The 24,472-nt window shown below is 68.4% G+C and carries 23 protein-coding genes; 7 read left to right on the top strand and 16 right to left on the bottom strand.

The window, feature by feature from the left end:
• From CDN36_RS16725 to CDN36_RS16715, 3 genes are all read left to right on the top strand, one after another.
• On the top strand, positions 1-894 hold the full coding sequence (locus CDN36_RS16725; RefSeq protein ID WP_287497326.1) for a flagellin family protein: 894 nt from the start codon (positions 1-3) through the stop codon (positions 892-894).
• A 122-nt stretch (positions 895-1,016) separates the two neighbouring features.
• Complete coding sequence (locus CDN36_RS16720) at positions 1,017-2,177, top strand: hypothetical protein (RefSeq protein ID WP_287497325.1); 1,161 nt, start codon at positions 1,017-1,019, stop codon at positions 2,175-2,177.
• Between the two features lie 142 nt (positions 2,178-2,319).
• Positions 2,320-3,555, top strand: a complete 1,236-nt coding sequence (locus CDN36_RS16715; RefSeq protein WP_150556491.1) for a flagellin N-terminal helical domain-containing protein — start codon at positions 2,320-2,322, stop codon at positions 3,553-3,555.
• Between the two features lie 143 nt (positions 3,556-3,698).
• Here CDN36_RS16715 and CDN36_RS16710 read toward each other — a convergent pair whose 3' ends face one another.
• The 7 genes from CDN36_RS16710 to CDN36_RS16680 are packed head-to-tail and all read right to left on the bottom strand — an operon-like array spanning position 3,699 to position 10,248.
• Entirely contained in the window at positions 3,699-5,777 is a 2,079-nt protein-coding gene (locus tag CDN36_RS16710) for a flagellar biosynthesis protein FlhA (protein ID WP_287497324.1), read from the bottom strand.
• 4 nt (positions 5,778-5,781) lie between these two features.
• The gene (flhB, locus tag CDN36_RS16705; protein ID WP_287497323.1) at positions 5,782-6,930 is read right to left on the bottom strand and encodes a flagellar type III secretion system protein FlhB; all 1,149 of its coding nucleotides are present in this window, start codon (positions 6,928-6,930) and stop codon (positions 5,782-5,784) included.
• 3 nt (positions 6,931-6,933) lie between these two features.
• Positions 6,934-7,767 (bottom strand): flagellar biosynthetic protein FliR, encoded by an 834-nt coding sequence (locus CDN36_RS16700; protein WP_287497322.1) that lies wholly within the window; start codon positions 7,765-7,767, stop codon positions 6,934-6,936.
• A 27-nt stretch (positions 7,768-7,794) separates the two neighbouring features.
• The gene (gene fliQ, locus CDN36_RS16695) at positions 7,795-8,067 is read right to left on the bottom strand and encodes a flagellar biosynthesis protein FliQ (protein WP_150556495.1); all 273 of its coding nucleotides are present in this window, start codon (positions 8,065-8,067) and stop codon (positions 7,795-7,797) included.
• Positions 8,068-8,076: 9 nt separating this feature from the next.
• Positions 8,077-8,895 (bottom strand): flagellar type III secretion system pore protein FliP, encoded by an 819-nt coding sequence (locus tag CDN36_RS16690; RefSeq protein ID WP_287497321.1) that lies wholly within the window; start codon positions 8,893-8,895, stop codon positions 8,077-8,079.
• Positions 8,892-9,371: a FliM/FliN family flagellar motor switch protein gene (locus CDN36_RS16685; RefSeq protein ID WP_287497320.1), complete on the bottom strand. Its 480-nt coding sequence runs from the start codon at positions 9,369-9,371 to the stop codon at positions 8,892-8,894. The genes CDN36_RS16690 and CDN36_RS16685 overlap by 4 nt, the downstream gene beginning before the upstream one ends.
• A gap of 7 nt (positions 9,372-9,378) precedes the next feature.
• The gene (locus CDN36_RS16680) at positions 9,379-10,248 is read right to left on the bottom strand and encodes a flagellar motor switch protein FliM (RefSeq protein ID WP_287497319.1); all 870 of its coding nucleotides are present in this window, start codon (positions 10,246-10,248) and stop codon (positions 9,379-9,381) included.
• A gap of 214 nt (positions 10,249-10,462) precedes the next feature.
• On the opposite strand from CDN36_RS16680, the gene fliE reads away from it, so the two are divergent.
• Entirely contained in the window at positions 10,463-10,795 is a 333-nt protein-coding gene (gene fliE / locus CDN36_RS16675) for a flagellar hook-basal body complex protein FliE (RefSeq protein ID WP_241014275.1), read from the top strand.
• Between the two features lie 170 nt (positions 10,796-10,965).
• Here fliE and CDN36_RS16670 read toward each other — a convergent pair whose 3' ends face one another.
• The 6 genes from CDN36_RS16670 to CDN36_RS16645 all read right to left on the bottom strand — a co-directional run bounded on the left by CDN36_RS16670 (position 10,966) and on the right by CDN36_RS16645 (position 17,931).
• The gene (locus CDN36_RS16670; protein WP_287497318.1) at positions 10,966-12,633 is read right to left on the bottom strand and encodes an ABC transporter permease; all 1,668 of its coding nucleotides are present in this window, start codon (positions 12,631-12,633) and stop codon (positions 10,966-10,968) included.
• 2 nt (positions 12,634-12,635) lie between these two features.
• A complete protein-coding gene (locus tag CDN36_RS16665) occupies positions 12,636-13,574 on the bottom strand; it encodes an ABC transporter substrate-binding protein (RefSeq protein ID WP_244958193.1) in 939 nt (312 codons plus the stop codon).
• Positions 13,575-13,613: 39 nt separating this feature from the next.
• Positions 13,614-14,270 carry an ABC transporter ATP-binding protein gene (locus CDN36_RS16660; protein ID WP_502920380.1) on the bottom strand — a complete coding sequence of 219 codons (657 nt, stop codon included), beginning with the start codon at positions 14,268-14,270 and terminating at the stop codon, positions 13,614-13,616.
• Positions 14,271-14,494: 224 nt separating this feature from the next.
• A complete protein-coding gene (locus CDN36_RS16655) occupies positions 14,495-15,625 on the bottom strand; it encodes a porin (RefSeq protein WP_287497317.1) in 1,131 nt (376 codons plus the stop codon).
• Positions 15,626-15,921: 296 nt separating this feature from the next.
• On the bottom strand, positions 15,922-17,223 hold the full coding sequence (locus tag CDN36_RS16650; RefSeq protein WP_287497316.1) for an ATP-binding protein: 1,302 nt from the start codon (positions 17,221-17,223) through the stop codon (positions 15,922-15,924).
• A gap of 3 nt (positions 17,224-17,226) precedes the next feature.
• Positions 17,227-17,931, bottom strand: coding sequence for a response regulator (locus CDN36_RS16645; protein WP_287497315.1), 705 nt, complete (start codon positions 17,929-17,931; stop codon positions 17,227-17,229).
• 256 nt (positions 17,932-18,187) lie between these two features.
• On the opposite strand from CDN36_RS16645, the gene CDN36_RS16640 reads away from it, so the two are divergent.
• On the top strand, positions 18,188-19,060 hold the full coding sequence (locus CDN36_RS16640) for a MipA/OmpV family protein (RefSeq protein WP_287497314.1): 873 nt from the start codon (positions 18,188-18,190) through the stop codon (positions 19,058-19,060).
• A gap of 94 nt (positions 19,061-19,154) precedes the next feature.
• Positions 19,155-20,270, top strand: coding sequence for an SDR family oxidoreductase (locus tag CDN36_RS16635; RefSeq protein WP_287497313.1), 1,116 nt, complete (start codon positions 19,155-19,157; stop codon positions 20,268-20,270).
• A gap of 85 nt (positions 20,271-20,355) precedes the next feature.
• Here the strand turns inward: CDN36_RS16635 and CDN36_RS16630 are convergent, their stop codons facing one another.
• From CDN36_RS16630 to CDN36_RS16620, 3 genes are all read right to left on the bottom strand, one after another.
• Positions 20,356-21,264, bottom strand: a complete 909-nt coding sequence (locus tag CDN36_RS16630; RefSeq protein WP_150556506.1) for a LysR family transcriptional regulator — start codon at positions 21,262-21,264, stop codon at positions 20,356-20,358.
• A 155-nt stretch (positions 21,265-21,419) separates the two neighbouring features.
• Positions 21,420-22,352 carry a carbohydrate kinase family protein gene (locus CDN36_RS16625; RefSeq protein WP_287497312.1) on the bottom strand — a complete coding sequence of 311 codons (933 nt, stop codon included), beginning with the start codon at positions 22,350-22,352 and terminating at the stop codon, positions 21,420-21,422.
• Positions 22,353-22,456: 104 nt separating this feature from the next.
• On the bottom strand, positions 22,457-23,239 hold the full coding sequence (locus CDN36_RS16620; protein ID WP_150556508.1) for a sulfite exporter TauE/SafE family protein: 783 nt from the start codon (positions 23,237-23,239) through the stop codon (positions 22,457-22,459).
• A gap of 134 nt (positions 23,240-23,373) precedes the next feature.
• Between CDN36_RS16620 and CDN36_RS16615 the strand changes: the two genes are divergently transcribed.
• The gene (locus CDN36_RS16615) at positions 23,374-24,321 is read left to right on the top strand and encodes a LysR family transcriptional regulator (RefSeq protein WP_287497311.1); all 948 of its coding nucleotides are present in this window, start codon (positions 23,374-23,376) and stop codon (positions 24,319-24,321) included.
• The last annotated feature ends 151 nt before the right edge of the window (positions 24,322-24,472 follow it).

Genomic DNA, 24,472 nt, shown 5'->3' with positions numbered 1-24,472 from the left:
ATGCAAGTGACCCACCTCAGCCGCTTCGAACGCGAGTACGTCCTGCGCGAGATGAAGGAACGGCTCGACCGCGCGACGGAACAGTCCCGGGCGCAAAAGCGCGTATTGCGCGCGTCCGACGACCCGGTCGATTTCGAGCGCATCGCGCGCATCGACCGCGAGCAGCAGGCCATCGCGCGCCGCACGAAACTCATCGCCGGTCTCGACGCCGACCTCCGGCACGCCGGCGCGAGCCTGCGAAGCGCGTTCGACCGGTTGAGCGCGTTCAGGAGCGAGGTGTCGATGAAGGCCGACGCCCTGCAGGTGGGCGACGCGCAGGCGAGTGCCACCCGGATTCGCGAGCTCATGCGCGGCCTTGCCGATGCGTTCAACGCGCGGCGCCCGGACGGCAGCTACGTATTCGCCGGGAGCGGCGCGCCCGTGCACGACGCGGCGGCGCCGGGCGCCGGCGTCGCCGACTTCGTACTGAGCGGCACTGCCCGTCCACCGTTGGCCGTGGAGATCGGCGAGGGGGTGTATCAGGCCAATCCCCCGCGCGTTTGGCAGGGCGTGCCCGACCTGCTCAACCGGCTCGCGGCGGCGGCCGCCGACCTGACACACGCCGCGCCTGCCGATGCGACGACTGTCCTGCGCGGCCTCGTCGACCCGCTCGACGCCCAGATCCGGCAGATTGCCGAGGTGCAGTTCACGAACGACCACAGTGCGCGGCGGCTCGAGGCGTTGAAGACGGAACATGCATTGAAAGGCGAGGTGCTGGCGAAGACCCGCCTCGCGCTCGAGGGGCAGGACGCCGCCGAGGCCATGACGGCCTGGGTGACGCTGCTTACCGCCGTTTCGACCGCGCGACAGGCGCACATCCGGGTGGGCGAGCTTTCGTTCTTCGAGGTCGTCTGATGCCGGCACGATGCGTTTTCACTGGCTGAGTTCGTCGGAGACGGTTCATGGTTGAGGCTATCCGCGATATCCCGGGCAACCCGGCGCTCGGCGACGCGCGCGCTGCCGCACGTCCATCGTCCTTGCCGCATGGGCCGGGCGCGGAGCCCGGGATCGGCGCCGCGCGGCCGAAGCAGGTAGCGGCGGCTGACGCGCCCGGGCGCACACGTGGGGCGCGACGCACTGCGGCGCCGTCGTGGCCGGTGTCGCCCGCCCGGGCGTCCTTTGACAGGCCGGACGGACTCGACAAACGGCGCGCGGCCCGCACGGCCGACCTGATTTCGCACCATGCCGCGGCCAGTCGTGCCAGCGCGGCGCTCGACTGGCTTGCCAGGCTCCACGCCGCGGCCAATGCCGCGCTCGCGACCCTCGCACGCTGGCGTGATGGCGACGCGGCGTCGCACGAGCGCGCGCAGCGTGCGCTTGCCAGCCTGTGCGCGCAGTGGCAGGGGCGGGATCGGGAAAGTCTCGGAACCGTCGACGATCGTCTGCACTTCGATGCGCGCGGTGCGGCGCCCCGGCGTTTCACCATCGACGGCGTTGCGCCGCAGCAGTGGCGCGCTTCGATGCCGGAGCGGCTGACACTCTTTCCGACCGGTCCTGGCGGCGCGGGTGTGGAGATCGATGTGTCGAACGCGTTGTCCGCGGCGGGGTTGCGCCGTCACACGGCACGTGCGCTGGCAGCCTATGGCATTACGCTGGAAGCCCCCCCGCCCGAGCATATCTGGGTCATGCGCGCCGATGGTGCGCGTTGGCCGTCGATCGCCTCGAAGTTCGCGCTCGCACAGACGGGCGGGGCGAGCCCGCCGCAAGCAACCGGCGCCGAAGCGGATGTCACGGGCACGAGCACCGCCGCATTGGTCCGGGCGGGCGTTCCCGGCGCCGCGCGCCCGGCGATCCTTCGCGATGCGCCCGATGCCATCGCACCGCATACGTGGCGGATCGATGGACGGGACACCGTCGCGCAGGTGCGACAGGCGCTCGCCTCGATGGTGCGCGCGATCCGCGCGGCGCATGCCCAAGCGAGCCAGGCCGCGCGAGTTTCGGCGCAGTCGGTCAGCCAGTCAGTGGCGGACCGGGGCTTCGCCGCTGCGCAGGGCCTCGACTACGACGCGGCGATGGCCTGCGCGACGGCTTGGACGGCGCGGCTCGGCAAGCTGCCGCCCTTTGTTGCAATGGCCCGCGCGATGCCGGACGGCGTGCCCATGTCGCGAGCCAACGTCCGCGCGCTGCTGGCCGGCTGAAGCCGTGACGGGGAGCGCACCCATCGAGAGTTGGGAAGAATCACCGCGGTGATGCATTAACAAATCCTTCGCACAGACGCCTTGATACGGTGAGGCGGGCCACCCGGCCCGTCGTCGCTCACAACACAAAGGAGCCTGAGCAATGTTGACTCTGCACACCAACGTGGCGCAAATGTCGTCGCTGAACACGCAACGCACGACCGGCGGCAAGCTGAGCGCGATCATGCGCGATCTGTCCACTGGCAAGAAGAACGACCTGTACAAGAACGACCCGGCCGCGGCCCGCATCTCGGCCATGCTGAACATGCACGCCAGCGGCACCAAGTCGGCGATCAGCAACATGAAGTACGCGCAATCGAGCGCACGCGTGGCGCAAGGCGCGCTGGACAAGGCCAATGAACTGCTGGTCACGATGAAGGACCTGGCCACGCAAGCGAAGGACGGTCTGAAGGGCGATGCCGAAAAGGCCGCGCTCCAGCAGCAGTACACCAACAACGCCCAGGCACTCAAGGCGATCTTCGACAACACGACGTTCGCCGGCAAGAATCTCCTGAAGATGGAATTCGGCGGCACCGCGACAGGCATCCTGGCGCAAGGCCAGATCGACCTGCAGGTCGGCGCGGACCGCAGCGAGACCAAGGCGCTGGACATCAGCGCGGAGCTTCAGGGCCTTTTCGCGAGCGTGGGCGACGCGACCGGCAACTTCGGCACGCGGCAGACCCGCCCGTTCGACGGCTCGACGACGGCGTTTGCGGCCATGGGCGCGGCCGACGCGGCGTCTGCCGCCGGCGCGGTGATCTCGGCACTCAAGGCGAATTCGAAAATGGCAGGCATGCTGGCCTCCGTTCATACGGCAGCCTCGGGCGGTAACAGCGCCAAGACGTGGGAGGAAGCGCTCACGGATGCGTTGATTGTCGAGCTGAACAAAACCCCTGGCGATGAAACGGCTTTCGCCAGCAGCCTCGGCGACGCCATGGAAGGCCTGAAACCCGCTGGCGCGGCGGGCGGCGCTCATATCGAGCGCGCGGAACTCGTCATGGAAGTGCGAAACGTGCTGCAATCGAAGCTGACCGCGCAAACGCAACTGGGCGACGGGGCAAGCGCCGGCACCGCGATTCAGAATCTCGAGGCAGCCATTGAAAAACTCGCGACCGTTCAGGCCAGCATCGGTGCGGCCATGATGGACCTCGACGGCCGTGAGGAAGTGCAATCGACGCTGCTGCAGAACACCAGCGAAGCCAACTCGCGTCTGAACGAAGTCGACTTCGCCGAGTCCGTGTCGGAATTGACCAAACTGCAGACGCAGATGAACGTGAACCTGCAGATGCTGCAGAAGGCCGGCGAAATGCCGGGCATGATCCAGATGCTGCTGCGCTGATTCTCGTCGCCCTGGCCGGTCGGATACCGGCCAGGCAGATCCCGGATCGAAGAGAGCCAACGGAGTTTTTCGTTGGCTCTTTTTTGTTTCCCGTCAATGTCGCAGTACCGCAGTACCGCAGTACCGCGTTGTGCGGCGCCGCCTCAGCCCAACGTCCCTGCCACCTCGATCTCCTTCGTCTGCGGCACTTCGTTATAGGACAGTACATGCAAGCCGCTCGCGAACATGCGCGCGTAGCGCGCGAGCAACGGCCGGATCTGCGGCATGACGAGCAACACCGGAGTGCGTCCCGCCTGTTTCAGGTTCTCGCGCGCCTGCGACATGTGGAATTGCAATTGCTCGAGCAACTGTGGATCGAGCGGGAAGGCGTCGGCGCTCGTCTTGCCGGCCTGCTGCGCCGCCGTGAAAGCACCCAGCAGCAAATTCTCCAGATCCGTCGTCAACTGATAGACGTGCAATGTCGACTCGTCGCCGATGAGGTCGTGCACCAGGCGTCGCTTGAGTGCGGTGCGCACCTCCGCGCAGAGCGCGAGCGGATCCTTGGTCGTGCTCGCCGCGTGTACGAGCGCCGTGGCCACCACGTCGATGTCCTGCAACGACACTTCCTCGGCCAGCAACAGGCGGATCACGGCCAATTGCTGCTGATGCGTGAGCGCCTTGTCGAGCGCGTCGGCCAGCGACGGCGACAGTTCGCGCAGACGCTCGCCGAGCGAGGTCACGTCCTGGTACGTGAACAGCTCAGCCAGATGCGCCTTCATCGCCTGCTGCACGTGCGTGGCGATCACGCCGGCCGCATCGACGATCTGATATCCCAGTCCGAGCGCGTGCGAGCGCTGCTCCGGCTCGATCCAGACCACCGGCATGCCGAACGACGGATCGAGGGCCGGCATGCCGTCGAGTTCGCCATAGCAGTCCGGCGCGGGAATCGCCATCAACCGGTCGTGCGGCAGCGTCGCACCGGCCACGCGCACGCCACCGATGTCGATCGCATACTCGCTCGGACCGAGCCCGAGGCCCGTGTCGAGCCGCACCGCCGGTACGACGAACCCCATGGTCTGCGAGAGCGTCTGGCGCATGCCGTGGAGCCGCTGCAGGAGCGGCGCGCCCTCGCGCTTGTCGGCGAGACTCACGATCTGGTAGCCGAGAGTCACACTCACCGGACAGACGAACGGCAGTTGCTGCCACGTGAGCGCCGGCGGCTCGCTTGCCGAGAGCGCCGCTTCGAGGGTTTCGGCGTCGTCTGCCGCCGCAGGCGTGCGTCGCCCGTTCACACGCCACGCAACGAATCCCATGACGGCGGCGAACGCGAGGAACGGCGCCGTGGGCATGCCGGGAATCAAGGCTAGGACGAACATCAGCACCGCGACGCTCGCGAGCACCGCCGGCGAGGCGAGCAATTGGTCTCCGACCTGCTGCTCGAAGTCGCCGGCGTCGGACACGCGCGTGACGATGATCGCCGCGGCCGCCGAGAGCAGCAACGCCGGAATCTGCGCTACCAGTCCATCGCCGATCGTGAGCAGCGAATATTGGCGGAACGCATCGCCGGCGCTCATGCCGTGCATGGTCACGCCGATGGCCACGCCGCCAATCAGATTGATGAGCAGAATGAGAATGCCCGCGATGGCGTCACCGCGCACGAATTTCGACGCGCCGTCCATCGCGCCGTAGAAATCGGCTTCGGCGCTCACCTCGCGGCGGCGCGCCTGGGCCGCCTCCTGGTTGATGAGACCGGCGTTCAGATCGGCGTCGATCGCCATCTGCTTGCCGGGCAGGGCGTCGAGCGTGAAGCGTGCCGATACCTCCGAGATGCGCTCGGCGCCTTTGGTGACGACCACGAAGTTGATGATCATCAGAATCACGAACACCACGAGGCCGACGACGAAATTGCCGCCGATCACCACGTTCCCGAAGGACTCGATGACGCGTCCGGCGGCCTGCGTGCCCTCGTTGCCGTTGAGCAGTACCACGCGCGTGGACGCGACGTTCAGCGTGAGCCGCATGAGCGTCGTGGCGAGAATGACCGTGGGGAATACGGAAAAGTCGAGCGGCCGGCGCACCGACAGGCTCACGAGAATCACGACCATCGACAGGACGATGTTGAACGTGAAGAGTGTATCGAGCAGCAGCGGCGGCAGCGGCAGAATCACCATCGCGAGGATGGCGAAGACGAGAAGGGGCGTCAGGAATTTCTGGCGCCGCAGATCGAGCAGCAATCGGGACATGGAATCAGGCGCGCGGTGGCGGTGAGGGTGGATCGGAGAGCGAGGCCGGCACGCGCGGCGAGTCCGGTCGCTCGGGTTGCGTGGCGCGTTCGCCCGCGCGCCAGGCGCGCAGTTGAAGCACGTAAGCCAGCACCACCGCCACGGCGTCGTAGAGCGCGGCCGGGATCTGCTGGTTGACCTGGCTTGTGTGATACAGCGCCCGGGCCAGCGGCGGGGCGCTCACGACGTCGACGTCGTGCTCGCGGGCGATCCGGCGCAGCACTGCGGCCGTCTCGTCCAGACCGCGCGCCACGACGAAGGGCGCTTGCGCCCGGCCCGTGTCGTACTTGAGGGCAATGGCGTAGTGCGTCGGATTGACGATCACGACATCGGCCGTGGGCACCGTGCGGCGCAGGCTGCGCTCGGCCAGGCGGCGCTGAAGCTGGCGGATGCGCTGCTTGACCTCCGGCCGGCCCTCGGTCTGTTTGTGCTCCTGCTTCACTTCCTGCCGGGTCATGCGCTGATCGCGCAGAAAGAAAAAGCGCTGCAGCGGCAGGTCGAGCAGCGCGAACGCCACGAACGCGCCGCCGAGCACGAGCACTGCGTCGCGCACCAGATCCAGGCCGACGGCGATGGCCTCGCGCGGCGCGCCCGCCTGCAGCGCGAGCAGGGCCTCCCAGCGCGTGCGTACCACGAGCACCAGCACGCTCGCCACGAGCGCCACCTTGAGGACGGCGGTGCCGACCTGCGCGTAGTGCTTCGGCGAGGTGAGCCGGCCGAGGTTCGCCTTCGGCGAGAGGCGTTGCCATTTTGGCTTGAGCAGCGAGGCGCTCAGGACAGGTCCGCCGGGAAGCATCGCCGCTGCCGCAATGCACAAGGGGATCGCGGCGAGCGGGGCGAGGAGCTTCAGGAGCAGCCACATCGCGGCGGGCAGCAGCGCCGTCCAGGCACCGTCGAAGCCGACGCCCGCCAGATCGGCGAACGCGGCGGCGTAGAGCGAGCGAAAGGCGTCGAGTTGCGACGCAGCGCTCGCGGCAAGTACCGCCACGCTGGCCACGATGCCGACAGCCGTCGCGGTGTCGCGCGAGCGCGCCACTTGCCCCTGCTCGCGTGCACGGCGCAGCTTCTGTGCGGATGGGGCTTCCGACTTGTCGCCGGTGTCGTGTGCGGCCATGCGTCAGTGCCTTCGTGAAACGGGCCCGAGCGCGTCGAGCACGCGCTCGGTGAGGGAGAGGTAATGCGCGGGCAGCGCCGGCACCACGGCGGCGAGTACGACCAGGCCGACGAGCGTCGTGACGGCAAAGCCCAGCGAAAACAGGTTCAATGCCGGGGCGGCCCGGTTGAGCAGTCCCAGCCCGAACTGGACGATGAACGTGGTCAGGACCACCGGCAGGGCCAACGTCATCGCCGCGGCGAGCGTCCAGCCGAGCGAGCGCAGCAGCGCGCCCAGCGCATCGGGCGGCAAGCCCACGCCTATGGGCCACACGTCGAAACTTCGGGCGACGACGGCGAGCGCGATGAGATGCCCGTCCGCGATGAAGAACAGCAACATGCCGAGGCACACCATGAGCAGCGAGACGGGCTCGGTTGCCTCCCCGTTCATGGGATCGTTCATGGCCGCCATGGCCAATCCCATTTGTGACGCGCATAGATATCCGACGAGCGTGAGCAGGGCACGCACGACGAAGAACGCGAGGCCCAGCCCTGCGCCGATGAGTGCCTGTTGCGCGGCCAGCGCCACGCCGGCGAACGAGAACGGATCGGTGGCCGGCACGCCGCTGCGCGAGAGGACCGGCCACAGGGCCAGGCTCAACACCAGCGATGCCAGAATGCGCCAGCGCACCGGCACCGCGCCCTCGCCCACGAGCGGCAGCATGCTGAGCGCGGCGAGAAAGCGGCAGAACGGCCACCAGAGCAGCGCGAGCTGCGCGGGCCATTGGGCGAGCCAGCCTTCGAGGCCGGGCCAGGCGGCAATCGGGAGCGGGGACGGGAATGGCAGCGGAATCGACATGGCCGGACTGCGGCGCGCGCGACGGCGCTAGCCCGCGAGCGACGCCGCACGGGCGAAGATCTCGGCGGCGAAGTCGGTGAGCGAACCCGCCAGCCACGGCGCGGCAAGGCCAAGCGTGAGCAGCGTGACGATCAGCCGCGGCAGGAACGACAGCGTCTGTTCGTTGATCTGCGTGGCGGCCTGAAACAGCGCGACCACCAGGCCGGTGACGAGGCTCGGCACGATCAGCACGAGCACGATGACGATGACGAGGCGCAGGGCGTCGAGCCCGAGGTCGATGGCGATGTCGCTGGTGAGCATTGCGCCTCCTCAGACCGCCTGAACGCTCGTCACGAGCGTGCTGACGGTGAGCGTCCAGCCGTCGATCAGTACGAACAGCAGAAGCTTGAGCGGCAACGAGACGACCAGCGGCGAGAGCATCATCATGCCCATCGCCATGAGCACGGACGCGACCACCAGGTCGATCACGAGAAACGGAATGAACAGCATTGCGCCGACCTGGAACGCCGTCTTCAGCTCGCTTAGCAGGAACGCCGACGCCTTCACGAGGAAACTGTGCGCCTGCGGCTCGCCAACGTCCGTCTCGCCGGTGAGCCGCGCCATCAGGTCGAGCGACGTCTGGCGCGTTTGCGCGAGCATGAAGCGCGAGAGCGGCGCTTCGCCGGCGGCGAGCGCTTCGGTGAGCGTGATGCGGTTTTGGTCGTAAGGCACCACCGCCTGAGTCCAGATCGTCTCGCCCACCGGGCGCATCACGAGCAGGCTGAGCAGCAGCGCCATGCCGGTGAGCACACGCGAGGGCAGGCCCTGCTGGAGTCCCAGCGCTTGACGCAGCAGCGCGAGGATGATGGCAAAACGCACGAAGGTGGTCATCACCATGAGCAGCATCGGCAGCAGACCGAGCAGCGTCATCAGGATGAGCAACTGCGTCTTGACGGTGAAGTCGGTGCTCCCGCCCTGCGTGCGAATCTGCATCAGGGCGGCGGCGTCGTCCGCGCGTGCGCCGGTCGCGGCCAGCGCCAGGCCGGCCGCGACCAGTGCCAGCACGAATGTCCCGGAGGTGCGCGGCACGAGGCGGCGTTCTCGCTTGCGCGGTTGCCGCTGGGGCGCGAGATGGCGCGTGGTGTTCATTGCGCGAGCCGATCGAGCTCGATCGCGTCGAGAGTGAGGATCTTCAGTCCGTACTGGGTTCCCGAGACGACCACCTCGGCGAGCCCGACGGGCACGCCGTTGACCAGCACCGAGAGCGGTGCGCCGGCGGCCCGGTCGAGACTGAGCACGTCGTCGGCGCGCAACGCCGCGAGCTCGCCCAGTGTGAGGCGCGCGGCGCCCACTTCGAGCGTGAGCTTCACCGGCACGCGCCGAAGCGTCTCGCGCATGGCGAGCGGGGCGGGGGCGGCCTGCTCGCCGCCGGCCGCGCGCTGGCCGCCGCCGGCAGTATTTGCGTGGCTGGGAGCGGCGTCATCGAGCCAGTCGGCGCCGAGCTCGTCGGAGGCGCTGCCCAGGGTCGCGAGGTCGTCGTGGAGCGTATCGATGGCGGCGGCATCCGGCGCGTGGGCGTCGGATGCGTTCGGAAGGTCGGCGGACATGAGGGAAGTGGCAGACATGGCGGGGTCATTCAAGGGTTTGAAAGTGCGTGAGGCACAGATGCGCCTCACGCTCGACGATGTCGGCGCTCATCAGCGGATCGTTGTCGATGCATACGAGAGCGCGCGGCATGAAGCGGACCGGCAGCACGTCGCCCGCCCTGGCATCGAGCAGGACGCCCAGCGTCAGTTCGACGTCGAGCCAGTGCGCGCTCAGGCGCACCGGAATCGCGGCCAGCTCGCACGGCGGCGTGGTGCGTTGCGCGGCGCGCTCGCCGGCGTCGGGGCCGAGCTTCGACAGCCATTGGCGGGCGTCCTCGGCGGCGAGCCGATACGCGACAGCGCCCAGCGGCGCGCCGGCGGTATGCTCGTCAGGGCCCGCGCGATCCGTGATGCTCGCGACGATCCACAGCGAGGGCGGCGTGAGACGCGGATCGGCGTCGACGTTCTCGACGACGTCCGGCGGCATCGCAGGCGCCTGGGGCGAGAGCGCCTGGCGCAGCGCGTCGAGCATCTGCCGCGCGAACCGCACGACGAAGCGCTCGTAGGTCGCCGCACGCGGTGCGATGTGCAGCGCGGGCGGGCCGACGAAGTCGTCGGCGTCGTATCGAAGCCGGAAGGCGTCGCGCAGCAGGCCCGCATCGAGCGCCACGTCGATGGATTGATCAGCGACGCGAAAACGCTGCACGATGAGGTTGCCGCCCGCGGGCGCGTTCGCGCTTACCGACATGGCCGCCACGCGCCACGCCATAGCATGGCGATGGCGCACGTGCTGCGGCAATTGGACATCGAGCCGCGCGCGCAACCGCTCGGTGAGCGGATCGAGGTGTTGCGTGGGCTGGCCGAGCCGGCACGGATCGAGGGCCCGGATATCCGGGGGCGACGTAGGCGCGTGCATGGGATTCCTATGGTGGGAGACGGTTCGCAGCGCTCGTGAGCGCAGGGAAGTTCGCATCCTAATGGCCGCGCTGGGCCTTGTTGTTGGGGAATGCCCCAACCCGTCGCGCTTTGGGGGGATGCCTATTTATGGCGATAGTGGGCGTGCGTAAAGTGCGGGGTCTTTCAGGCGAAACCCATACGGGGGGACGCCGCGGCCAACGATGGAGAACTGAATGCCCGTCTCGATGACACAAGCGCTGACCAACGAGTTGCATCGCATGCACGCGACACAACGCGAGCTGGGCCGGGCGGCCGGTGCGAGCGAGTCCGATCTCGCGCACGCCGGCACGTCCGGCGCCCCCGATTTCGGTGCCATGCTGCGCGGCGTCGATGCCGCGCAGCGCGAAGCGGGCGAGCGCATGATGGCGGTCGACCTGGGGCACAGCAATGACCTGACCGGCGCCATGCTGGCAAGTGCGCAGGCCGAACTCTCGTTCTCGATGCTGATGAAGACGCGCGACAAGGTTGTCGGCGCCGTCGAGGAACTGGTGCGCATGCCGTTCTGAGCCGGTGCCGCACCGCAGGCCGCCCGGGTGCGGCCCCGACTGTGGTCCCGACTGCGGCCCGGCGGCGCAACGTCGACGCCGGATTCAGCGGTACAGCGCCGGCGATACAGCAATACAGTGCTGCGGCAGCGCGGGGCCGGCCGGCGGACCTCGCCGATGTCTGCCGCCGGCTAGCCGTTCGCCGCCCGGCCGGTCAGCTTCGAGGCCAGCGCGAGCAGCGTGCCGCTCACCGCCATCGACACCACGCCCATCGCCATGCCCTGCCCGATGGAACCCTGCTCGAACTGTCGCCACACGAAGATCGATACCGTCTGCACGCCGCTCGGGGCGAGCAACAGCGACGTGACGAGCTCGCGCGATGCGATCGCGAACACGATCATGAGCGATGCGCCGAGCGCCGGCATCACGAGCGGCAGCGTAATGCGCCGCAGGGCAACGCCGGAGGACGCGCCATGCACGCGCGCGGCCGCCTCGAGCGAGGCCGCCGTCTGACGCAGCGCCGCGCTCGTGTAACGCACCGGGTAGGGCAGCAGCAGGCAGCTATACGACAGCAGCAGAATGCCCCAGGTGTTGTATGGCGTGACGGGCCAGAACGGCAGGTTCCACGCGAGGATCAGCCCCACCCCCACGACGACGCCCGGCAACGCGTGCGGCATGAGCGACAGGCCGTCGATCGCCAGGCGCCCGCGCATCGTCGACTTCACGACGCACCACGCGCACAGAAATCCCAGCACCCCGGTGACGAGCGACGTGCCCAGCGCGAGCGACAGGCTCGTTGCCAGCGCATCGAGCCCTTCCGCGCCCTGGCCGAGCAGCGCCGCGAAGTGCGCCGTCGTGAGGTTGGTCAGCGAAAGCCCCCCGGAGAGCGTGCCCGAGAATGCCGTCGCGAGAATCGAGAAGAGCGGCGCCACGGTCGCGACGAGCGCCACCCCTCCGAAGCCGCACAACACCGGCACGCGCCAGCGTCCCAGCGCGCGCGGCGGCGAGGCGATCGGCTTGCCCGTCTGCGTCTCGAAGTCCTTGCCAGCGGCGAGCCGATGCTGCAGCACGAACGCGAGGAGCGCGATCGCGGCGAGCACCATCGACAGCAGGGACGCGCCCGGCAAGTCGATCGGCCAATCGGCGAAGCGGCCCTCGATGGCCGTGACCAGCACGTCGAAGCCCGCGCGCGCACCGAGCGCGGCCGGCGCACCGAACTCCTCGATCGCCATCGTGAACGCCAGCAGCAGGCTGGCCGCGAACGCGGGCAGCGCCAGCGGCAGGCTCACGCGCGCAAACGCCCGCCACGCCGACGCCCCATGTACCCGGGCCACGTCAGCGAGCCGCGCGCCGGTGGTGGCCAGCGCGCGCGACACGGCGAAGTACACGACCGGGAAGATGTTAAGCGTCATCACGAAGACGAGGCCCGGCAGCGAGAAGAGGAAGCGTCCGGCATCGAGCCCGGCGAGTTGCTGAGCGTAGCCGCCCGTTTGCAGCAGGAGCATCCAGCCCAGCGCCGCGAGGTATGGCGGCACGAGAAACGGCAACAGAAAGCACAGATCCCAGAGCCGCGCGCCCGGCACGTGGAACAGCCCGCGCACCGCGCCCAGCGCGCCGCCCACGAGCGCGGTGCCGAGCGCGACCGAGAGTCCCAGTCGCAAGGTGTTGGTCACCAACGGCCACGTGCTGGCGTGCGAGAGCGTGGGCCACACGGCGGAGAACGGCGCGCGCAACGCGTCGAGCGAGCCTTGCGCCAGGTGCGGAAACACCGCCTGCAGCACAACGAACGCGAGCGGCAACGCCACCACGACGGCGAGCGCCGCGAGCGTCGCCGCCGGCAGTAGTCGAAGCGATTTCACCGTCAGTGCTGGCCGTTGAGTCTGGCGAAGCGAGCCAGGACTTCGGCGCGCGACGCACCCGACGACCGGGCGTCGCCTTGCGGCAGCAGACGCAGGTCCTTGAACGATGCGCGTTTGATGGCGATGTCCTCGCGCGCGGGAATGAGCCACGCCTCGGCGACCATCTGCTGTCCTTCTTCCGAGAGCACGTAGTCGATGAACTGGCGCGCCTCGTTCTGCTGCCTGGAGGTGTTGAGGATCATCATCGGGCGCGGCGCGATGACCGTGCCGCTGGTCGGGAAGATCACCTTCACCGCTTCGCCGTTCGCCGCCGCCGCATACGCGACGTAATCGACCGCGCCGAACACGGCCGCCTTGGCGCCTTGGAGCACCGGGTTGAGCGCTTGCGCATTCGGACCGGAGACGACCATGCCGTTGCGCTTGAGCTCGTCGAAGAGCTTCCACGCCTCGCCGCCCAGACGCGCCTGCAAACCGAGCAGCAGATCAGCCGACGCACCCGAGAGCGCGGGGTCCGGCATGGTGACGAGATTGCGATAGCTCGGCTGGGTGAGGTCGCGCCAGTCGTGCGGCTCGGGCGTGCCGGACTTGGCGTTCCACACGATGCCGAGCGCGGACAAGCCTTGCGCAACGTAGTGCGTGGTTTTGAACGGTGCCGGCACGCGCGCGGCATTGGCGCTCTGGAACGGCGCGAGCCAGCCGCGCTTTTCCAGATCCTGAGCGGTGTCCCACGAGGCCGAGATGAGCACGTCGGCGCGCGGGTTGGCCTGCTCGGCTTCGATGCGGGCCATCACCTTGCCCGTCGTGGCCTGAAACACGTCGACCTTGATACCGGTCTTCTTCTCGAAACCTGCGGCGAGCTTCTTGCTCAGGTTGCCGGGGCCGGCGGTGTAGACGGTCAGCGCATGCGCATGTTGCACGCCGACGCTTGCAGCAAAGGCCATGGTGAGTGTCGCGATAATTTTGCGGTGGAGCATTATGGGCTACCTCGTAATACGTTTGTCAACGCGCCCGTGGGCGAGGATCACGATCTGGTCGGCCAGCGCCTCGGCTTCCTCACGATCGTGCGTCACGTAGACGGCCGTGGTGCCAAGGCGCGAGAGCAGCGCGCCGATGTCGGCGCACAAACGCGTGCGCAGATCGCGGTCGAGGTTCGATAGCGGTTCGTCAAAGAGCAGCAGGCGTGGCGCCGCGACGATCGCGCGCGCGAGTGCAACACGCTGTTGCTGACCGCCGGAGAGCGACTGCGGGCGGCGCGCGCCGAAACCGGCCAGGCCGACGAGCGCGAGCGCCGCTTCCACGCGCTCGGCGCGCTGTGCACGACTGATGTGGCCGCGCATCTCGAGCGGGAACGCCACGTTGGCGGCAACCGTCATGTGGGGCCACAGCGCGTAGTCCTGGAACACCATGCCCAGCGTTCGGCGCTCCGGCGCGAGGCAGACGGTGTCGCTTGCGACGAGCGTGTCGTCGAAGCGAATCTCGCCCGCGGTTGGCGCAAGCAGGCCGGCGAGCAGCCTGAGCAGCGTGCTCTTGCCGCAGCCCGACGGGCCGAGCAGCGCGGTGGTCGTGCCTGCCGGCACGTCGAGATCGACGCCGTCGAGCACGCGCACCGCACCGAAGTGCTGGTGCAGTGCGCGCACCGAGACGGCGACACCCGCTGACGCCCCATTCGGGGCCCCATTCGGAGCCCCATTCGACGTCCCATTCGGAGCCCCATTCGACGTCCCATTCGACGTCCCATTCGACGCGCCCGCCGATGCGCTCGCCGATGCGCCCGCCGATGCGGCCGGCAACGCCGCTTCCGGCACGTCGTTCGATTGCGCCGTCGGCGCGACGCGCCGAAGCGCGTGAGTGTCGCCTGTCATCAGAACGTGTGCTTGATGCCGGCCATCGTGCCGAACTGGTTCTTGCCGGCAACGACGTTGGCGCCGAAACCGTTCAGGCCGAGATCGGAGCCGTTGCGGTTCACGACGTAACCGAGATTCACGTAGACGTCGGTGCGTTTCGAGAAGTTGTAATCGGCGCTCACCTGGAACGACAGCGGATCGCGGTTGGTCCCGTAGAAGTCCTGGTACATCGCCGTCGCCGACAGGTCGAGCGCCGGCGTGGCGTGCCATGTCGTGCCGAGCCAGTAGTAGCTCGAGGCTTCGACCGGGCTCCTGTTCAGCGCCGAGAGGTGGATCGCCTTCGCATTCAGGTAGCGATAGCCGGCGTACAGGTCCACGCGTTGCAGCGAGACCTGTGCGGCCGCCGCAATGCGGCGATCGACGTTGCCTTCATAGCCGCCGACCTTCGCGGTCATGGCCGCATTAGGCAGCACCGAGCCTCCGTTCTTCTGGTCGTAGGCGAGCACGAACGACAGCGGGCCGCTGGCGTAGCGAATGCCGGCGTCGACGACTTGCGCGCGGCGGTTGTCGCCCGGCGTTGCGCTGCCGAAGCTCACGTCGTCATAGCCCTTCGAGTACTGGATCATCGCCTCGAACCCACCGAACTTGCCGGTGTAGCGCAGGCTGTTGTCGAGCCGGTCGGAGAACGCCGTGTCCTGCATCTTGATGGCGTACACGGCGTTGTTCAGCGGATTGAACTTGCTCACCCAGTCGAGGAACACGCCGCCCTGACGGCCGATGGTGAACGTGCCGATGGACTGGTTCGACAGCCCCACGTAGGCCAGACGGCCGAATTCGCGCCCACCTTGCAGCGACTGCCCGTTGCCGAGGTTGAAGCCGTTTTCGATCAGGAACAGCGCCTTGTTGCCGCCGCCGAGGTCTTCGGTGCCTTTCAGGCCCCAGCGCGAGCCGGCGAGGTTGCCCGAGGTGACGCGCGAGAGGCTGACGGTGTTGCCGGCGCTGTTCTTGTCGGCATTGGTGAGGAATTCGACGCCCGAATCGATCAGCCCGTAGAGCTGAACGTTGGACTGGGCCAGAGCGGGCATGGGCAGGCCGCCGGCGAGCGCCAGGCAGCACCCCGCCGCCGCGATGCGGAAGTTGGGTTTCATTACAGGGTCCTCTTTGGGATTAAATTGAGCCGCCAATGTAGGCGCCCAACATGTCGCGAGCATGACAATCGATCGCCATCCGAAATATCGGGTGAGGGCGGTGGTGAGAGCGGGGGGGAGAGCGATGGTCGGGGGCGAGGGTTGGGGGCGAGGACCAGGGCGGACGTGCCGTGAGGGCCGGGCGGCGCGGAACACGGCGAGGTCTCCACCCGCGGGAGAAGGCGCTGCAAACGCGAACGGCCGGCGCGTGGACGCCGGCCGTTCGCCGTCAGAAAGCCATGTGGCGCGCCCTGGCGCTACGCGGCGGGGGTGCCGGGCAGGGTAATGGTGAAGCGCGCGCCGCCGAGCGGCGAGGTGTCGACGCCCACGCGGGCGCCGTGCAGCAGCGCGATGCGGCGCACGATGGCGAGCCCCAGGCCGAAGCCGCCGGTGGCCCGGTTGCGGCTGCTGTCGAGCCGGTGGAACGGCTCGAAGATGCGCGTGCGTTCGGGCGGCGGCACGCCTTCGCCGTCGTCGTCGACGTAAATCATGATCTCGCCGCTTTCGCACGTTTTCGCACCGCAGACGATGCGCCGCGTGGTGTGGCGCATGGCGTTGTTGAGCAGGTTCTGTACGGCGCGCGCGAGCAGCTTCGGCTCGACCTGCACGCAGTCCGCGCCGGGTTCGGCGGCAATGTCGAGCGTGATCGAGCGCGCCGCCAGCACTTCGGTGCAATTCGCGGCAAGGCTGTCGAACATCAGGCGCAACGATACGGTATGGCGCGTGGGCGGCGCAGTGATCTGGTCGAGCCGCGCGAGCGAGAGCAGTTCGGTGACCAGTTCGTCGAGCTCGCGAATGTCGCCCTTGAGCGCGTTGATCCGCTCCTCGCCGTCGGGCAGGTGACGCCGCTGCTGCAGGATTTCCAGCCCGAAGTCGAGGCGCGCGATGGGGGTGCGAAGTTCATGCGAGACCGCGTTGATCATGTCCTTCTGCGTCTTGATGGAGTGCTCGATGCGGTCGGCCATCGTGTTGAAGACGCGCACGAGCGCACTGAGGTTCGAGAAACGCGACACGCGCGCGCGCGCGCTGAAGTCACCCTCGCCGAAGCGGCGCGCGGCGCGATTGAGCGCCTGCACGTCGGTCCAGTACCAGCGCACCCAAGTGAGCACCGCGATCAGCATGAGTAGCGCGAGCAGTGCATAGGCCAGGTAGTTGATCTGCTTGAGGCTCAGGTCGGTGCCGGTCGTGGAGGTGAGCACCCATTGCGAGTCGCGAAGCCGCATGGCGTAGTGATCGCCGTCGGTATCGTTGGCTACGGGCAGCCCGGCCTCGAGGTCTTTGCGCACGGACTCGCGCGGCAGCGGGAAATCCTTGAGCGGCCTGATCTCGAGCGTGTCGTTGCCGCGGGCGCCGAACTCGGCCACGAATGCCGGCCAGTCGGCCTCCGGGATCTGGCCCAGAGCGCGGTTGACCAGCCAGGCATAGCCGCCGAGCTGGGCTTGCGCGGCGCGGTTCATGGTGTCGTAGAAGACGGTGCCGAAGGTGTGCGTGATCAACAGGATGGCCGCGACCACCGAGACGCCGACCAGGGCATAGAGCTTCAGAAGAATGCGAAACATGATTCAACTCTCCCACGCGGACGGGCTGAACAGATAGCCCCGTCCCCACACGGTCTTGATGCGTTGCGGCTCGCCGTCCGTGTCTTCGAAGCGCTTGCGCAACCGATAGATGCCGACATCGACCGTGCGGTCGATGCCGTCGAATTCGATACCCCGCAACTGTTGCAGGATCTCGTCGCGGGTCACGACGCGGCCCGCGCCGCGCGCCAGAATCAGCAGCAGGCTGAATTCGTTGGACTTGAGCTCGACGGGGGCGCCGCGCCAGAACACGGTGCGATCGCGCGGCACGATACGCAGTTGGCCGAACGTGAGTGCGTCCTCGCCCTCGACCACCGGCTCGGCCGGCGGCAGCGATCGACGCAGCAGCGCGCGCAAACGCGCGAGCAGCAGTCGCGGCTCGACCGGTTTGACCACGTAGTCGTCGGCGCCGACTTCGAGGCCCGCGACCTGGTCGTAGGTGTCCTCCCGCGCGGTGAGAATGAGGATGGGCGTGGTGCTGAGCGCGCGCAGCTGGCGGCAGATCTCCATGCCGTCCATGCCGGGCAGCATGAGATCGAGGATCACGATATCCGGCGCAAACGCGCGAAAACGTTCGAGCGCCCGGGCCCCGTTGGCCACCACCATCACTTCGAAGCGGTACGCGTGCAGATATTCCGTGACCAGCGCGGCCAGGCGCGCATCGTCTTCGACCAGTAAGACACGGTACATGGCCGTATTCCTTTCCTGTTATGTGCCGTGCCGCCATCGCGGCGGCACTCCCGTGAGGCGCATTCTACTGCCCCGAAACCCTGCCGGGCGGGCGTTTCAAACCTGCGAACAAATGAAAACATTTGTTCACAAAGCTCCTAAATCGAATAACAGCCAAGGCGGCGCTTCGCGCCTACCATGCGCTCAACTTGCCGTCCCTGCGCAGGTTTCCCTTTCCCGGAAAAGACAGAAGTTCAACGGATCTTGTAGGAGTGCCATGAAAAGCCGTCACCATCGTCGCCACTGCCGCCCCCTGTCCCGCTTCGCCGCTGCGGGCGCCGCCGGGCTCGCGCTGGCCGGCGCCGCCTCGCAGGCGCATGCCGTCGATCCGGCGCGCTACAGCGGCATCCAGCCCGACCAGAGCCTGCCCGCGAACAAGCCGGAGAGCGGCTACGAGTTCACGATCGGCGGCGGTGTGGGCTACTCCCCCCGCTATATGGGCAGCGACGAGTACCGCGTCACGCCCGCGCTCAACCTTGCGCTGCAAACGCCGTTCGGCGTGTTCGTCGGCCTGGGCGGCGTCGGCTACCGCCTGACATTGCCCGCCGGGTTCTTCGTTTCGGCCGCGCTGTCTTACGACGAAGGCCGCAAGGACCGCAAGAAGAGCCTCGACACTGGCTCGGACAAACTGCGCGGCATGGGCGACGTCAAGGGCTCGGTGCTCACCACGCTGCAGGCCGGCTATGCGATCGGCGACGTGGCCGTGGTGAGCGTGGCCACCGACATTCCGCTGTCCCACCGCGATCGGGGCAACGTCTACCGCCTGGCCGTGGACGGCATCGTCTACAAGACGCCGACCGACTCCGTGGGCCTGGGTGCCACGGCGCACTTCGCGAGCGGCAAGTATGCGCAGACGTATTTCGGCGTGACGGCCGACCAGAGCCTGAATTCGGGCTTCCGGCAGTACGCGCCCGGCGGCGGCCTCTACGGCGTGAGCCTCACCGCGAACTGGACCCACAGGTTCACCAAGCACTGGAGCACCACGGTGGCCGGCGGCGTCATGCGCTATACCGGCAACGCCTCGAAGAGCCCGATCGTGTTCAACAAGACCAACTACCAGGCGGCGGCGACGCTCAACTACACGTTCTGACGAGCGCGTTCGCCGCGCGCCGTTTCTTCTCGTTCGATGTGTCCGATGCAGCGGATGCATCAGCGGCACCCTGATGTATAGCGAGGCCATTGCCATGCGAATTCTTGTGACCGGCAGCACCGGTTTTGTCGGCGGCGCCGTCGTCGCCCAGCTCCTCAAGGACGGGTTCGGCCCGTCGTTGCTACTCCTCGTGCGTGCGCGCACGACCGGCGACGGACTGGCGCGCGTGCGCGCAGCGATGGACCGCTTTCGCGTGCCGCCCGTGCATCGGCTCACGCTCACCGAGGCGAATATCGTCTGCGGCGACCTCGCACAGCCTGCGAGCTTCGAGGACGATGCCCGCATGCGGCGGGTAACCCATGTCATTCACGCCGGCGCCATCGCCAGTTTTTCACCGCACCCCCAGCTCGAATCGGTCAACGTCGCCGGCACGCTGGCCCTCGCGCGCGCCGTGGCGGCGTCGCCGGTGCTCGAACGGTTCGTTCACGTGGGCACTGCCATGGCATGCGGCGACGAGTGGGCGGGCGTCGCCGGCGTCGTCGGCGAATCGCACGAGCTCGCCCGTGCCGAACACCAACTGGTGCCGTACACGGCTTCCAAGGCGGAAGCGGAGCGGCGCCTGCGGCGCGAATGGCCCGGGCTGCCGCTGGTGATCGCGCGGCCATCGATCGTCGTGGGGCACACGCGGCTGGGCTGCGAGCCGTCCGGCAGCATCTTCTGGATGTTTCGCATGGTGCAGTTGCTGGGTGCGTTCACGTGCGCGCTGGACGATCGTCTCGACGTGGTGCCTGTGGATTTCTGCGCTGACGCGCTCATCGATCTTGCGTTTTTGCCGCATCTGCGGCACGACCTGTATCACGTGTCGGCGGGCGCGGCGAGCGCGCGCACGGTCGGCGAGATCGAGGCGGCGCTCGCGAAGGCGCGCGGCGTACCGCCGCTTGGCGAGCGTTTTCGCCGCATCGGCGAGCAGGACATCGAGCGGCTTACGCCCGCACTCGCGCATCAGCTCGGGCACGGCAACGGCCGGCTCATGGCCAAGGCGCTGCGCCGCTACGGCGCGTTCGCGGCGCTCGACTACGTGTTCGACAATCGGCGCCTGCTCGACGAGGGCGTGCGCGCGCCCACGCCCGTGACCGATTACCTGGAAGTGTGCGTGCGCTCGTCCGAGGCGACCCCGGTTGCCGAGCAGATGGCGTGGGATTTCAAATGAGGCCGTAGGAGATCGGCCTGACGCGCCGGTCCGGTGGGCCGTGCGACGAGTGCCGCGGGGCGTTCGATGGGGTCGCCCGCGCGTGTCACCGCACGGTCGCCGGATCGGCGGCGTCGCCCCGGAAACACTGCTCGAGAAAGCGCTCGGTCGGGCGCGACAGTGCGTCGGCATGCGGCACGAGCGCGGTCAGCAGCCGCTTGAGGCCGTGCGGCGGGTCGATGCGCACGGCCGCCAGCGCGGCGTCTTCGTGGCGCATCGACATGGCCGACACGAAGCCCACCCCCATGCCGGCCCGCACCGCTTCCTTGATACTCTCCACCCCGGCGAGCTCCAGCGCCACGCGCGGCGTGAGTCCCGCGACCGAAAACGCCCGCGCCACGAGGGCGCGCACGCCCGAACCCGGCTCACGCAGGATCAGCGGATAGTCCGCGATGCGCTGCAACGACGCGCCTTCCGGCTGCTGTGCGAGCGGATGATCGGCCCGCGCGATGGCGACGATCTCGTCGTCGCGCCACGGACGCACGGCGACCTCCGGCGACAGGCCGGGCGGCACCGCGCCCTCGATGAAAGCGACGTCGAGCCGCTCGAGCTGCGCCACGATCTCGCTGGTGTTGCCGTCGATGATATGCAGCGCCACGGCCGGATAGCGCTGGTGGAACGCGGCAATCACGTAGGGCAACAGATAGCTTGCCGGCGTGGTGCTCGCGCCGATACGCAGCGCACCCGTTTCCATGCCCCGCAAGCTGTCGCGCAGCGCCAGCGCCTGGCGATAGTCCTGGCGCAGTTTATTCGCGTATACGGCGACCTGCTCGCCTACGGGGGTGAGCCGGATGCCGCGCCCGTCGCGGCGGTACAGCGGCTCGCCGAACGACTCCTGCAGCAGCCGCAGTTGGCCCGAAACCGCGGGCTGCGAGAGGTGCAGCGCCTGCGCCGCGTGACTGATGTTGCCCAACTCGGCCACCGTCGCGAACGTCAGCAATTGATCCGGAGTCATGTCGAATGCATCGGCTAAGGTGATGGTTGGCTCTCATCATAGCGATTATTCGGATAATTGGCGCGCCGCGGGCGCGACAGACGCCGGACAGACGCCGGCAACGGGGCGCAACGGGTGACAACGAGTGGCAGCGGGTGGCAAGGCAGCGGGCGGCGTCAGCGCGCGGGCCGCTGCGAGGCAATCAGCGTTTGCACGTCATGCCACCGCGGAGCGTGGGCGCCCGTGCGCGTGCATGCGAGTGCGGCCGCTGCCGCGGCGCGGCGCAGATGCTCGGCCACGCTCGCCCGCGGCTCGCGCGACAGGCTCGCGAGCCAGCCGCCGATCGCGGCGTCGCCCGCGCCGACAGTGTCGGCCACTTCGACCCGGTAAGCGGGTTGATCGAGCGTGATGCCATCGGGCAGGCGCAGTTGCATGCCACGCTCGCCATCGGTCAACAGCACGCTGGCGCGCGGTGCGATGCGGTGCACTTCGACGAGTGCGTCGGCGTCCGCGCGGCCGGCAAAGAGCGCGCGCAGGTCCTCCACCGAAAGCTTGAGCCAGCGGGCAAGCCGGGCCATCCGCACAAAGGTCGCGAAGTAGCCAGGCCCCATGAGGTTGCGCAGATTCGGATCGAAGCTGATCGCAACGCCGCGCGCGTGCAGCGCCTCGGCCAGCCCGATGAGCCGCGAGGCCAGCGGCTCGCGAACCAGGCTGATACAGCCGAAATGCGCGATGCGCGCCGCAGCCTCCCAGCCGTGCGGGAGCGCTGCCGGATCGAACGCAAGGTCGGCCGCCCCCTCGCCCAGAAAAAAATACGCCGGTGGATCGTGGCGATGCACGACGGCGACGAGCGCGGGCGCGTCCACGGCCTGCCGGTAGCGCGCATCGAGTCCGGCCTCGTGCGAGAGCGCGAGCAGTTCGGCGCCGAACGGCGCGTGCGTGCTGATCGCGCCGCCGAAGCCCGTAGGCACGCCCATCGCGGCGCATACGCGTGCAACGTTCCAGCAGGCGCCGCCGGCGCGGCTCACCCACTGGCGGCCGTCGCCATCGGGCTGGCGAATCAGATCGGTGAGGGCTTCGCCGAAGACGACAAGGGCGGGCAGGGGCATGACAGGGCGCACAGGGCAATGACGGTCGTCAGCATACCCGTTGTGAGGCCGCGCGGCGACCGTCATGGTGCCGAGGTGCCGCCGTGCCCTCATGCGCTCCGGCCCTAGCGACCGCGCAGCAGCAGCGCGAGCCCGGCGGCCAGCACCACGAGATTCACCGCCTTCACGAACTGCTGGCGCGACAGGCGCAGCGTGATGTGCCTGCCCAGCCACATGCCGGCCGCCATCGCCGGGATCAGCGAGACGGCGTTCATCAGCATCGGCAGACTGGCATAGACCCCGGCGAGCAGGAACATGGCCGCGCGCACGAGGGTGCTCAGGCCGATGAGCGTGGCTTGCGTGACGCGCATCGCCTCCACGCGTTCGAGTCGGCTCGTCAGGTAGATCGCATAGAGGAAGCCGCCGCTGCCGAACATGGCGCCGAGCATGCCGCCGGCCGCGCCGAACGGAATCGCCCACGCCTGCGAGAGGCGGGATTTCGCGCGCGGCCCGACGAGTGAGAACACCGCGTAAGCGCAGATGAACCAAGCCAACGCACGCAACAGGACGTCCGGCCGCAGATGCAGCAGCAAGGTCGCGCCGGCCACGCTGCCCACGATGATTGCCGGCAACAGGCGACGCAGCTCGCCGGTGTCGGCCTCGCGCACGTTGCGCAAGACGCTGCCGGAGGCGGCGCCGAAGTCGAGCAGCGCGAGCATTGGCACGATCTGGGCGACCGGCATCGCACAGGCGAGCACGGGGCTTGCAACCAGCGCGGTGCCGAAACCGGCGATGCCGAAGATCACATAGGCGACGATGACGGCGGCGCTCATCAGCAGCCAGTCGCCGGCGGCGGGCAGTGCGCTGATGAATGTGTCGACGAGCGGAGCGGACAGCGAGACGGGCATGGCGAGCTACCGTAGCAAGGCAGGAAGGACGGAGGAGCCGCAAGCCGCATGGCGTGCGGGGCTGCCGTCAGCATAGGGCGGCCGGCGGGCGCGGCGCCAATATAGAATGTGGCGGTGTTCGATCTCGAAACGGCATGGTCATGGTGTCGCTGCGGCAGTTGCGGTATTTCCTCGAAGTCGTCGACGCGGGTGGATTCAGCGCGGCGGCCGAGCGTCTGTTCGTCGCCCAGTCGGCGCTGAGCCGGCAGATCTCGGAGCTTGAACGGGAATTGCAGGCCGTGCTGCTCGAGCGCTCGTCGAAGGGCGTGACGCTCACGCCGGCCGGGCGCACGTTCGTCGACGAGGCGCGGCGCGTGCTCACCGAACTCGAAAGCTCGGTCGCGCTCACCCGCAGCGTCGCGCGCGGCGAGCAGGGCACGGTGCGCCTTGCGCACTCCAGTTCCGTGCCGTTTGCCGGAGCGCTGGCTGCCGCCCTTCGCGCGCACCTGCAGGCCAACCCCGGTGTGAGCGTCGACATCTCGACGCTGTCGTCCGAACAACAGCAGGACGAAGTCGAGGCCGGGCGCATCGACCTCGGGCTGGTGCGGCTGCCCGTGCTGCGTCCTGCGCCGTCGCTCGTTTGCGAGACGATGGCACGCGAGCGGCTGCTGTTGGTCGTGCCGCCGGGGCATGCGCTGGCGCGGCAGACCTCGGTCAGTGTGGCGGCGCTCGCTTCGGAGCCGTTCGTCTCGCTGCCGCATCGCGAGCGTGGCGGCCTGAGCTACCGGGTGGCCCAGCTGTGTCAGCAACACGGATTCTTTCCGACGGCGGCGATGGCGACCTCGCGCAAGGTCACGCTCGTCAATCTCGTGGCCGCGGGCTTCGGCGTAGCCATCGTGCCCGAGAGTCTGGCGGCGCTCGTGCAGGCCGACGTGCGGCGCGTGGCACTGGAGGACGCGAACGCGCACAGCGAAGTCGCCTTGTTGCGCCGGCGCGATGCCGGCGCACTGGCCATTGCCGTGGGCGAGGCGCTCGCCAAGGCGCTGCGCGGCGCGGGCAGTTGCGCGCCAAGCCCGGCGAGCGCCGCCGTGGGTTCCATGTAAATCCGGTGTACTCCCGATCGGATTCGAGCGTAAGTCCAACGTAAGCCCCGCGTGAGAGGGTGCCCCGATAACGTCGGAAGGGGCGAGGAAACCCTCAAGTCGCCCGTTTTTTCTCCCGTTATACTTTTCGACACACCAGCGTGTGGCGCGA

Source organism: Pandoraea sp. CB10b_02, from assembly GCF_002216225.1.
Lineage (GTDB): Bacteria > Pseudomonadota > Gammaproteobacteria > Burkholderiales > Burkholderiaceae > Pandoraea > Pandoraea nosoerga.
This window is presented reverse-complemented; position numbering and strand designations above follow the sequence as displayed.

Excerpts from the sequence above, each read along its gene's own strand:
- flhB (WP_287497323.1), bottom strand. The coding sequence starts at position 6,930 with ATGGCCGCACACGACACCGGCGACAAGTCGGAAGCCCCATCCGCACAG.
- fliE (WP_241014275.1), top strand. The coding sequence starts at position 10,463 with ATGCCCGTCTCGATGACACAAGCGCTGACCAACGAGTTGCATCGCATG.
- fliQ (WP_150556495.1), bottom strand. The coding sequence starts at position 8,067 with ATGCTCACCAGCGACATCGCCATCGACCTCGGGCTCGACGCCCTGCGC.
- CDN36_RS16650 (WP_287497316.1), bottom strand. The coding sequence starts at position 17,223 with ATGTTTCGCATTCTTCTGAAGCTCTATGCCCTGGTCGGCGTCTCGGTG.
- CDN36_RS16625 (WP_287497312.1), bottom strand. The coding sequence starts at position 22,352 with ATGCCCCTGCCCGCCCTTGTCGTCTTCGGCGAAGCCCTCACCGATCTG.
- CDN36_RS16685 (WP_287497320.1), bottom strand. The coding sequence starts at position 9,371 with ATGTCTGCCACTTCCCTCATGTCCGCCGACCTTCCGAACGCATCCGAC.
- CDN36_RS16690 (WP_287497321.1), bottom strand. The coding sequence starts at position 8,895 with ATGAACACCACGCGCCATCTCGCGCCCCAGCGGCAACCGCGCAAGCGA.
- CDN36_RS16620 (WP_150556508.1), bottom strand. The coding sequence starts at position 23,239 with ATGCCCGTCTCGCTGTCCGCTCCGCTCGTCGACACATTCATCAGCGCA.
- CDN36_RS16715 (WP_150556491.1), top strand. The coding sequence starts at position 2,320 with ATGTTGACTCTGCACACCAACGTGGCGCAAATGTCGTCGCTGAACACG.
- CDN36_RS16640 (WP_287497314.1), top strand. The coding sequence starts at position 18,188 with ATGAAAAGCCGTCACCATCGTCGCCACTGCCGCCCCCTGTCCCGCTTC.
- CDN36_RS16665 (WP_244958193.1), bottom strand. The coding sequence starts at position 13,574 with ATGGCCTTTGCTGCAAGCGTCGGCGTGCAACATGCGCATGCGCTGACC.
- CDN36_RS16635 (WP_287497313.1), top strand. The coding sequence starts at position 19,155 with ATGCGAATTCTTGTGACCGGCAGCACCGGTTTTGTCGGCGGCGCCGTC.
- CDN36_RS16655 (WP_287497317.1), bottom strand. The coding sequence starts at position 15,625 with ATGAAACCCAACTTCCGCATCGCGGCGGCGGGGTGCTGCCTGGCGCTC.
- CDN36_RS16680 (WP_287497319.1), bottom strand. The coding sequence starts at position 10,248 with ATGCACGCGCCTACGTCGCCCCCGGATATCCGGGCCCTCGATCCGTGC.
- CDN36_RS16645 (WP_287497315.1), bottom strand. The coding sequence starts at position 17,931 with ATGTACCGTGTCTTACTGGTCGAAGACGATGCGCGCCTGGCCGCGCTG.
- CDN36_RS16725 (WP_287497326.1), top strand. The coding sequence starts at position 1 with ATGCAAGTGACCCACCTCAGCCGCTTCGAACGCGAGTACGTCCTGCGC.
- CDN36_RS16710 (WP_287497324.1), bottom strand. The coding sequence starts at position 5,777 with ATGTCCCGATTGCTGCTCGATCTGCGGCGCCAGAAATTCCTGACGCCC.
- CDN36_RS16615 (WP_287497311.1), top strand. The coding sequence starts at position 23,374 with ATGGTCATGGTGTCGCTGCGGCAGTTGCGGTATTTCCTCGAAGTCGTC.
- CDN36_RS16630 (WP_150556506.1), bottom strand. The coding sequence starts at position 21,264 with ATGACTCCGGATCAATTGCTGACGTTCGCGACGGTGGCCGAGTTGGGC.
- CDN36_RS16700 (WP_287497322.1), bottom strand. The coding sequence starts at position 7,767 with ATGTCGATTCCGCTGCCATTCCCGTCCCCGCTCCCGATTGCCGCCTGG.